The sequence below is a fragment of the Streptomyces sp. NPDC003011 genome, from assembly GCF_053591515.1.
Window position 1 is genome coordinate 115,949 of the sequence record NZ_JBSFTY010000004.1, and the last position, 9,926, is coordinate 125,874.

The window sequence follows — 9,926 nt, forward strand, 5'->3', positions numbered from 1 at the left end:
CGCCAGATATCCGGCCATGACCCGTGGTCCGGTTTTCAGGAAGCTGCCAGAAAACGGAGATGCATAGTGACCGCATACGACGTCGAGTACATCGAGATCTACACCGCCGATTCTCGGGGCACCACCGCCTACTTCCGCTCCGCGTTCGGCTTCCACGAGATCGCGCGCGGCACCGCGGACGGCCTCGACTCGGTGCTGCTGGAACAGGGCGGTGTCCGGCTCGTGGTCAGTTCCGGGCCGGCCGCCGGCGCGTTCCTCGCCGCCCACGGCGACGGTGTCGCCGACCTCGCGTTCGCCTGCGCGGACCCCCTCGCGGTGCGGGACACCGCGCTGGCCGCCGGCGCCCGCGCGCTGCCCGGCCACGCTCCCGACGCCCCGGTCGTCTCCGGCTTCGGGGCCGTCCGCCACACCCTGGTCCGGCGTCCCGTGGGCGCCCCCGCCCGCCTGCCCGCCGGTCGCGAGTGGACCGCCCGCGGTCCCGCGCCTCTCACCGCGGCGCCCGCGCTGAACTCGCTCGACCACGTCGCGGTGTGCCTGGAGGCCGGGACGCTGCGCGACACGGTCCGCTTCTACCTCGACGGGTTCGGCTTCGAGCAGTACTACAGCGAGTACGTCTCCGTCGGCGAGCAGGCCATGGACTCGGTCGTGGTGCGCAGCCCGTCCGCCGGGATCACCTTCACGATCATCGAGCCCGACGTGTCGAGGAAGCCCGGCCAGATCGACGAGTTCCTCGTCCGCAACGGCGGCGCCGGGGTCCAGCACCTGGCGTTCATGGTGGACGAGATCGTCCCCGCGGTCCTGGAGTTCGAGTCCCGGGGCGTGGAGTTCCTGCGCACCCCGGACACGTACTACGACGCCCTCGCCGAGCGGGTCGCCACGCTCGACGAGACGATCGCCGACCTGCGCCGGACCAACGTGCTCGCCGACCTGGACGAGTGGGGCTACCTGCTCCAGCTGTTCACCCGCTCCCCCTTCGAGCGGCGCACGCTCTTCTTCGAACTCATCCAGCGGCACGGCGCGCAGGGCTTCGGCAGCTCCAACATCCGTGCCCTGTACGAGGCCGTGGAGCGGGCCCGGGCGGTCGCCGCGTGAGCGGCCGCACCGGCGCCGCCGCACCGCCCCGCGCGGTGACACTCGCCGACGTCGCCGAGCGGGCGCGGGCCGTGACCGACCCCCATGTCTGGGACTTCGTCGAGGGCGGGGCCGGTGAGGAGCGCACGCTGGCGGCGAACCTGCGGGCGTTCGACCGCGTCCGGCTGCGCCCGCGGGTGCTGGCCGGGGTCGGCGAACCGGACCCGGGCACCACCGTCCTGGGGCGCCGCTGGGCCGCGCCGGTGGGGGTGGCGCCGATGGCGTACCACACGCTGATGCACCCGCAGGGCGAGACGGCCACGGCCCGGGCGGCCGGCGCGGCCGGCCTGCCGCTCGTGGTGAGCACCTTCGCGGGCCGGGCGTTCGAGGAGATCGCCGAGGCCGCGAGCGGTCCGCTGTGGCTCCAGGTGTACTGCTTCCGGGACCGGGACACCACCCGGCGGCTCGTGCAGCGCGCCGAACGGGCCGGCTTCGAGGCGCTGGTGCTCACGGCCGACGCCCCGCGGCTCGGCCGCCGGCCGCGCGACGAACGCAACGGGTTCCGGCTGCCGCCGCACATCGTGCCGGCCAATCTCCCGCCGGGCGACCACGCCTGCCCCGCCGCACATGCCCGGGCCGAGCTCGACCCCGCCCTCGACTGGTCGGTGGTGGCCTGGCTGCGTTCGGTGAGCGCGCTGCCCGTCCTGGTCAAGGGCGTGCTGACGGCCGCCGACGCGGTGCGCGCGCTGGCCGCCGGCGTGGACGGCCTGGTGGTCTCCAACCACGGCGGCCGGCAACTGGACGGCGCCCCGGCCACGCTGGACGTGCTGGCGGAGGTCGCCGCCGCGGTGGACGGCCGGGTGCCGCTCCTCCTGGACGGCGGGGTCCGCCGGGGCGCCGACGTGCTGGCGGCGCTCGCCCTGGGCGCGGACGCCGTCCTGGTGGGCCGCCCCGTGCTGCACGGCCTGGCCGCCGGCGGCCGGGACGGAGCGGAAGAGGTCCTGGAACTGGTCGTCGACGGGCTCACCGAGGCCATGGCCCTCACCGGCACCGCGTCGGTGGCCGCGGCCGGCCCCGGCGTACTGGAACGCGCCGCCGCCGGCCCGCGGACACGGCCGCACGAGCCGCTCCCGCACGCGGCGCCCGGCCCGTCCGCCGCGCGGCGGACGGTGCTGCGCCGGCAGGACCTGCACGCCAGTGTCTCGGACCCGGTCCTGGACACCATGAACTTCCTCAACGAGATCGCCGGGCGCTTCCCCGCCGCGGTCTCCTTCGCCCCCGGCCGCCCCTACGAGGGCTTCTTCGACACCGAGGAGCTCTTCGGGCACATCCGGCGCTACCTCGACCACCTCGCCGCCCGGGGTGCCTCCGCCGACGAGGTGCGCACCGCGCTGTACCAGTACGGGCCGACGGCGGGCCGGATCCGTGAGCTGATCGCCGACTCGCTGCGCACCGACGAGGGGATCGACGTCCCGCCGGAGTCGATCGTCGTCACCGTCGGCGGGCAGGAGGCGATGCTGCTGTCCCTGCGCGCCCTGTTCGCCGGACCCGACGACGTCCTGCTGGTGGCCAGCCCCTGCTACGTGGGCATCACCGGCGCCGCCCGGCTGCTGGACATCCCGCTGGCGCCGGTGGAGGAGCGGGCCGACGGCATCGACTGCGCCGACGTCGAGGCGGCCGTGCTCGCCCAGCGGGCCCTCGGGCGCCGCCCGCGGGCCCTGTACGTCGTACCGGACCATTCCAACCCGTCCGGTACGACCCTGACCCGCGCGGCGCGCGAGGGGCTGCTCGACCTGGCGGCGCGTCACGACTTCCTGATCCTGGAGGACAGTCCGTACCGGCTGGTCAGCGCCGGACCACGGGAGCCGGCCCTCAAGTCGCTCGACCGTGAACGCCGGGTCGTGCACCTGGGCTCGTACTCCAAGACGGTCTTCCCGGGCGCCCGGATCGGGTTCGCCGTCGCGGACCAGCCGGTCGTGGACGCGTCGGGCGCCGGCGGCCTCCTCGCGGACGAACTGGCGAAGATCAAGAGCATGGTCACGGTGAACACCCCGCCGCTGAGCCAGGCGGCCGTCGCGGGCGCGCTGCTGGCGTGCGACGGCAGTCTCGCCGAGTTCAACGCCGTGCCCGCCAAGCACTACGGCGAGGCGCTCGGGGTGCTGCTCGGCGCGCTCGACCGGCACTTCCCCCAGGAGCCGGGCGCCGCCTCCAAGGTGAGCTGGAACCGGCCGGCCGGCGGGTTCTTCCTCACCCTGCGGGTGCCGTTCGCCGCGGACGACGACGCGCTGCTCGACTCCGCACGGGAGTACGGGGTCATCTGGACGCCGATGTCGTACTTCCATCCGGCGGGCGGCGGCGACCGGGCGATCCGGCTGTCGTTCAGCTCGCTGGGCCACGCGGAGATCGAGGAGGGCGTGGCCCGCCTCGCCCGCTTCGTCCGGGCCAGGACGGCGCCGGCCGGCTCCCGCGCCGAGCCGACGGGACGGACCGCATGAGGACCGCCGCCGTCATCGGGACCGGGCTGATCGGCACCTCCGTCGCCCTGGCGCTGAGCCGGCGGGGCGTGGCGGTGTTCCTGGACGACGCGGACACCACGGCCGCCCGGACCGCGGAGGCGCTGGGCGCCGGTTCGCTCGCGGCGCCCGGCGCGCCGGTGGACCTCGCCGTGCTCGCGGTGCCGCCGACGCAGGTCGGCCCGGTGCTCGCGCGCTGTCAGGAGCGGGGGCTCGCGCACGCGTACACCGATGTCGCCAGCGTCAAGGTACGCCCGTACGACGGTGTGCTGCTGGCGGGCGGGGACCCGGCGCACTACGTCGGCGGGCATCCGCTGGCCGGCTCGGAGCGCTCGGGGCCGCTGGCCGCCCGCGCCGATCTCTTCGAGGGCCGGCTGTGGGTGCTGACCCCCTCGCCCGCGACCACCCGCCCGGCCCTCAACCAGGGACTGGAACTGGTGTCCCTGTGCGGCGGTACGCCGGTCATCATGGACGCCGCCGCCCACGACCGGGCGGTGGCCCTCACCTCGCACGCCCCTCATCTGGTCTCCTCGATGATGGCGGCCCGGCTGGAGGGGGCGGACGCCGAGTACGTGCGGGTGTCCGGGCAGGGGCTGCGGGACATGACCCGGATCGCGGCGGGCGAGCCCGCCCTGTGGGGCGACATCCTGGAGGCCAACGCCGACGCGGTGGCCGACGTCCTGGAGGCCTGTGCCGAGGACCTCGGCCGGACGGTCCGCGCGCTGCGCGGTCTGGGCAGCCCGGACGACGGGGTGCGCGAGGAGGCCGCCGTCGGCCTGGACGAGGTGCTGCGGCGCGGCAACCGGGGCTGCGCGCGGGTCCCGGGCAAGCACGGCACCCGCCCCGCCGAGCAGGTCACGGTCCCGGTGGCCGTACCGGACCAGCCGGGCGCGCTGGCCCGGCTGTTCGCCGCGGTGAGCGGGGCGGGCGTCAACATCGAGGACGTCAGCATCGAGCACGCGGTGGACCAGCCCAGCGGCCTGGTGGAGCTGCTCGTGGACCAGTCGTCGAGCGAGGAGGTGCGACGGCTCCTCGACCTGCACGGCTGGGCCCCCGAGGCCCGGGTGACCCTCACCGGGAACGGCTGAATCCCACCGGTCCGCCGGTCCAACTGACCGGCGGCCCGGCCGGGTTGATCCGCCGGGCCTAGAATCTGCGGGATGGCGGCGCTGGGCTCGAACACCGGGAAAGACCTCCACCGGCGGGTGCTGCGCCCGGTCTGCGCGGCCCTGGGGACCGGCGTGGTGGCGGCCGGGCTGGTCGCCGGCCCGACGGCCGGCTGGCGGGCGACGGTACCGATGGCCGTGGCGGTGCTGGGCACCCTGGTCACGGCCGGCCTGCGCGGCCGGGTCCCGGTGGCGGCGACGGCCGCCGTGGTGGCGGTGAGTTCCGCGCTGGGCACGGTGCTCGGCCGGCCGCCGGCCGAACGGCAGTCGACCGGACTGGTCACCCTGGTGGAGATCGCCGCCGAACTGCTGCTGGTCTGCCTGGTCGTGCGGTACGCGATCCCCCGGTGGGCCACGGTGACCGCCACCGCGCTGGGTCTCGCCGCGTCGACCGCGATCCTGCGTCTCCAGGTGCCCGACACCCTGCTGGAGACGGCCGCGCAGAGCGCGTTCTTCGCGCTCGGCGCGGTCGCCGCGGCCGCCGTCGGGGGCTGGCTGCGCGCCCTGGAGGCACGGCGGGTGCGGTCGGTGCACGAGGCCCGCCGCAGCCAGCGGCTCCACCTGGCGCGCGATCTGCACGACTTCGTGGCGCACGACGTGTCGGGCATCGTGGTGCTCGCGCAGGCGGCACAGGTGATCGGCGCGGACCAGCCGGAGAAGGTGCTGCCGATCCTGGAACAGATCGAGGCCGCCGGGCTCCAGGCCCTCGGCTCCATGGACCGTACGGTGCACATGCTGGACGACTCCAGCGGTCCGGCCGCGGGGCCGGGCGAGGGACCGGGCGAGGGCGCACCGCAGGCCTACGGGCTCGCCGACATCGTGGACGTCGTCGAACGGTTCCGGGAGGCGGGGCGGACCGAGGTACGGATGGACATCGACCTCTCGGCCGAGCAGGCCGCACGGGTGCCCCGGGAGGTGGCCAGCACCGCCCACCGGGTGGTGGTCGAGGCCCTGACCAACGTCCGGCGCCATGCGGCGGCCGCTCCCCTGGTCCGCGTGTCCGTGCGGCCCGGCCTCGACGGCCCGGACGAGGTGCTCACGGTGACCGTGGCCAACAGCGCCCCGTCCCTGACCGAACCGGGGAGCCGGCTCGGTGACGGCGGGCGGCGCGGCGGCACGGGTCTGGAGGGGCTCGCCGGACGGGTCGGGGCACTGGGCGGGCGTCTCGACTTCGGCGGCGACGGGGACGGCGGCTGGCGGGTGACGGCGGTGCTGCCGGTGGGCTGAGGCGACGGCCCGCCCGCTCCGCCGCCGCGCGTTGACCGTACCCGCCGAAAAATACCGGTTCCGAAGGGGCGCGCAATACCAGTTCGAGAGTTCTGATGCCGCCTCGGGAATTCCCGGATCCAGGGCTACCGTACGCCTGTAGGTGACGGCCCATGTGGTCCCTTTCGGTCATCCCTGAAACACCGCCCGACGACCGGCAGTGGGCTTCCGGAATCGTGCGGAGGGAATTCCATGGACACCCTGATGATCGACGTCTCGGACGTCACGAAGACTTACGGTTCGGCGCATGCCCTGGACGGGGTGAGCCTGGCCGTGCCGCAGGGCACCGTGCAGGGGCTGCTCGGGCACAACGGCGCCGGGAAGACCACGCTCGTCGGCATCCTGAGCACCCTCTCGCTGCCGACGGCGGGGCGGGCGAAGGTGGCCGGGCTCGACGTCACCCGGCAGCCGGAGGAGGTGCGCCGCCGCATCGGGCTCACCGGCCAGTACGCGGCCGTCGACGAGACCCTGTCCGGCCGCGCCAACCTGGTGCTCATCGCCCGGCTGCTGGGCGCCTCACGGGCCCGGTCCGCGGAGCGCGCCGAGGAACTGCTCGACCTCTTCTCGCTCACCGACGCCGCGGACCGCAAGACGAAGGACTACTCGGGCGGGATGCGCCGACGCCTGGACCTGGCGGCCAGCCTGGTCGGCCGGCCGGAGGTGATCTTCCTCGACGAGCCCACCACCGGCCTCGACCCCGCGGCCCGCCGGGCCCTGTGGAGCGTGGTCAAACGGCTGGTCCGGGAGGGCACCACGGTCCTGCTGACCACCCAGTACCTCGACGAGGCCGACGTCCTGGCCGATGCGATCACGGTGCTCGCGGCCGGCCGGGTCATCGCCTCGGGCACGGCCGAGGAACTCAAGAGCCGGGTCGGACGGCGTTCGGTGTCGGTCACCGTGCGCGACGCCGAGGACCGCTCCCGGGCCGTGGCGGCGTTGCGCGGGGCCGGTCTCGTCCCGGCGCACGAGGAGAACGGCCTGGTGCTGACCATGCCCGTGACCGACTCCACCGACCTGGCCCGGATCGTGCGGGCGGCCGACGACGCGAAGGTGGAGCTGACCGGCCTCGCGTTCTCCGAACCCTCGCTGGACGACGTGTACATGACCCTGAACCACTCCACCGGACGCTAGGCAGGGATGTCCCGATGACCCTCACCACCCACCAGACGACGCCGTCGGCGCCCGCGCCCGCGCCGCCCGAGCAGTACGGCGGAGCCGGCCTGCTCCGGCAGATATCCGTCCTGTCCGGCCGGTCGCTGCGGGCGCTGCGGGACCCCTCCCTGGTGCTGCCGGGCATCCTGGAACCGATCCTGATGCTGACCGTGTTCAGCCAGGTCTTCAAGAGCGTCTCGCAGACCTCCGCCTTCCCCCCGGGCGTCAGCTACATCGACTACCTGCTGCCGGCCTTCCTCGTCACCGGCTCGATCAGCGCGGCCCTGAAGTCCGGGGTGGCCCTGACCACCGAGATGAACAACGGCATCATCGCCCGCTTCAAGGCGATGCCCATCAACACCGCGTCGGTCCTGATCGGCAGGAGCATCGCCGACACCGTGCTCAACGTGGTCAACATGCTGGTCATGCTGGCGGCCGCCGCCCTGGTCTTCGGCTTCGGTCCGGCCGGCGGCCTGCTCGGCTCGCTCGGCGCGGTCCTGGTCGCGGTGGTGCTCGGCTGGTCCCTCGGCTGGGTGTTCATGGCCCTGTCCGCCTGGCTGCGCCGCCCGGAGGCGCTCCAGCCGATCGGCGGCATGGTGAACATGGTGCTGCTGTTCGCCTCGAACGCCTTCGTCCCGGCCGAGGGCCTGCCGAGCTGGCTGAAGGGCTTCGCCGAGGTCAACCCGATGTCCCACGCCATCACGGCGGCCCGCGACCTCGCGCTCGGCGAACCCGCGACCGGCACCGTGCTGGCCACGCTGGCCGCCTGCGGGGTGCTCGTGCTGGTCACCGCGCCGCTGGCGATCCGCAACTTCCGCCGGGCGTCCTGACCGGCCGCGTCCCCGGCACGTACGTCGGCCCGGAACCGGGTGACCGGTTCCGGGCCGAGGTGTGTGCCGGATCAGCAGGGGATGAGCCCCACATAGCGGTCGGCCAGCCAGAAGGGCTCGCTGGTGGTGACCGTCGTGCCCGGCGCCACGGTGTGGCACTTGTCCGGGACGTAGGTCACGCCGCCCCTGGTGTACTCCACGTTCACCTGCTGGGTGGTGGTGCAGTTGTTGGTGATCGAGGCACCCACGGTGACCATGTAGACGGGCTTGCCCACCACGCAGCCGGGGACGGACGCCGCGGCACCGCCCTCGGCGGCCCGCGCCGTGCCCTGGAGACCGCCGAGCAGGGCGAGTCCGGCCGCGCCGGCCCCGATCGCGTGCACGAGCTTCCTCATTCTGCGCCTCCTGATGGTGTGCGGTCCCGGACCGTTCGTGATTCCGGGAAACCCGATTCAATAAGTCCGGCGTACGGCGCCTCAATGCCACATCAACGAATTCACAGGAGCACCCACGGAAAGCAGCCGGCCGCAAAAGGAGCTGTCCGCAAAAAAAGGAGCCGTCCGCACAAAGGGCCCGGAACCGGTGTTCCGGTTCCGGGCCCTGCCGTGCGGTGTTCATCCCCGGCCGCAGCGCTTGCACTCCCCGCGCCGCCGGAAGTAGTAGGCGAGCGTGGCGGCCGCCAGGGCGATGCCCCACACCGGCCAGACCGTCTCGGGGACCGTGGCGCCCCAGTCGTCCTTCTCGTTGTCGAAGGAGCCCGTGAGGTGCAGGCGGATGTACATGATCCCGGCGATGGTGACCATCACGGAGACGAGCGAGGCCGGCACGATGGCCAGGGCCGGCGGCACCCGCTTGCCCCGCAGCCCCAGCACCCAGCGCGGGAAGACCTCGCCCCAGCGCCGCACCAGGCCCAGGGTGAGCAGCGAACCGAGCGCGCCCATGGTGGCGAGGGCGGCACCGAAGATCCACAGGTGGTCCTCCTTGCCCTCCTCCCACAGTTCGTCGGAGATGCCGAGGGGGTAGCCGAGGGCCCAGGCCCAGCGCGTGCTGGCGTACAGCAGGGGGACGACGACGGCGGTGTAGGCGGCCTTGCGGCCCCAGCGGGCGGCGGACTCCGGCGAGGTCCACTCCCCGCCCTCGTCGGTGCGTCCGCAGCGTACGCAGGCACCGCCGGTCCGGCGCTGGTAGGCGACGGCCGCGGCGGCCAGGAGACCCACCGAGCCGACCGCGAACACCTGGTTGACGACCGACCAGTTGATGGCGCTGAACCGCAGCATGAAGACGTAGGCGAGGTTGCCGAGGATGCGGAAGTCGGCGAGCGTGCAGAAGACCGCGGCGACGCACAGGCCGGTGGCGCCGAGCAGCACCGGCGTCGGGATCCGGCGGCGGCCCGGCAGCGCGAGCAGCAGGGCCACCGCGGCGGCGGCCAGGAAGCCGGCCGCGAGCCACGGGGCCAGCTGGTCCCGGCCGACGTGCTCGAAGGCCGAGTACTCCGGGTTGGCGTCGTCGGCGCCGAAGGGGAAACCGCCGCCGCCGAGGGCCCAGTAGGTGTGGGCGAGCCCGTAGCACAGCAGGGCGAGGAAGGCCGCGAGTCCGATCCGGGTGGGCCGGGCGGGCCGGTCCGGCTCTCGGCGCTCCGGTTCCCCAGGGCCGGCCTGCCGCCGTAACGACGCGTTGTCGGTGGCCTGTGTCATGACGCTGCCTCCTCGTGTGTTCTGTGTTCAGCATCGCGGGCGGGCCGCGTCGGCACATCTGCCGATCGGCAGAGATCCGGAAGGCGAGGAGCCCGGCGGCGGGGAACCGGACGGCGGCAGCACGACGGCCCGGCGCCGCCCGCTCGCGAGGCGGACGGCGCCGGGACCGGTCGTACGGCGGCGGGGACCGCCGCCGCTGTCCGCGGCGGCCCCTGGGCGCCCGGAGCGCCCGGA

The 9,926-nt window shown here is 74.3% G+C and carries 8 protein-coding genes; 6 read left to right on the forward strand and 2 right to left on the reverse strand.

Annotated features, from left to right (window positions below; all coding sequences use genetic code 11):
* The first annotated feature begins 66 nt into the window (after positions 1-66).
* The 6 genes from hppD to ACWD0J_RS03635 all read left to right on the forward strand — a co-directional run bounded on the left by hppD (position 67) and on the right by ACWD0J_RS03635 (position 7,998).
* Positions 67-1,092, forward strand: coding sequence for a 4-hydroxyphenylpyruvate dioxygenase (gene hppD, locus ACWD0J_RS03610; RefSeq protein ID WP_451494069.1), 1,026 nt, complete (start codon positions 67-69; stop codon positions 1,090-1,092).
* The gene (locus ACWD0J_RS03615) at positions 1,089-3,566 is read left to right on the forward strand and encodes an aminotransferase class I/II-fold pyridoxal phosphate-dependent enzyme (protein ID WP_451494070.1); all 2,478 of its coding nucleotides are present in this window, start codon (positions 1,089-1,091) and stop codon (positions 3,564-3,566) included. Before hppD ends, ACWD0J_RS03615 begins: the two co-directional genes overlap by 4 nt.
* The gene (locus ACWD0J_RS03620; protein WP_451494071.1) at positions 3,563-4,672 is read left to right on the forward strand and encodes a prephenate dehydrogenase; all 1,110 of its coding nucleotides are present in this window, start codon (positions 3,563-3,565) and stop codon (positions 4,670-4,672) included. Before ACWD0J_RS03615 ends, ACWD0J_RS03620 begins: the two co-directional genes overlap by 4 nt.
* A 72-nt stretch (positions 4,673-4,744) precedes the next feature.
* Positions 4,745-5,977 (forward strand): sensor histidine kinase, encoded by a 1,233-nt coding sequence (locus ACWD0J_RS03625; protein ID WP_451494072.1) that lies wholly within the window; start codon positions 4,745-4,747, stop codon positions 5,975-5,977.
* Positions 5,978-6,208: 231 nt separating this feature from the next.
* Positions 6,209-7,147, forward strand: coding sequence for an ATP-binding cassette domain-containing protein (locus tag ACWD0J_RS03630; protein ID WP_451494073.1), 939 nt, complete (start codon positions 6,209-6,211; stop codon positions 7,145-7,147).
* A 14-nt stretch (positions 7,148-7,161) separates the two neighbouring features.
* Positions 7,162-7,998, forward strand: coding sequence for an ABC transporter permease (locus ACWD0J_RS03635; RefSeq protein ID WP_451494074.1), 837 nt, complete (start codon positions 7,162-7,164; stop codon positions 7,996-7,998).
* 71 nt (positions 7,999-8,069) lie between these two features.
* On the opposite strand, the gene ACWD0J_RS03640 is transcribed toward ACWD0J_RS03635, so the two are convergent.
* Entirely contained in the window at positions 8,070-8,393 is a 324-nt protein-coding gene (locus tag ACWD0J_RS03640) for a hypothetical protein (protein WP_451494075.1), read from the reverse strand.
* Positions 8,394-8,612: 219 nt separating this feature from the next.
* Entirely contained in the window at positions 8,613-9,692 is a 1,080-nt protein-coding gene (locus ACWD0J_RS03645; protein WP_451494076.1) for a hypothetical protein, read from the reverse strand.
* Between the last annotated feature and the right edge of the window lie 234 nt (positions 9,693-9,926).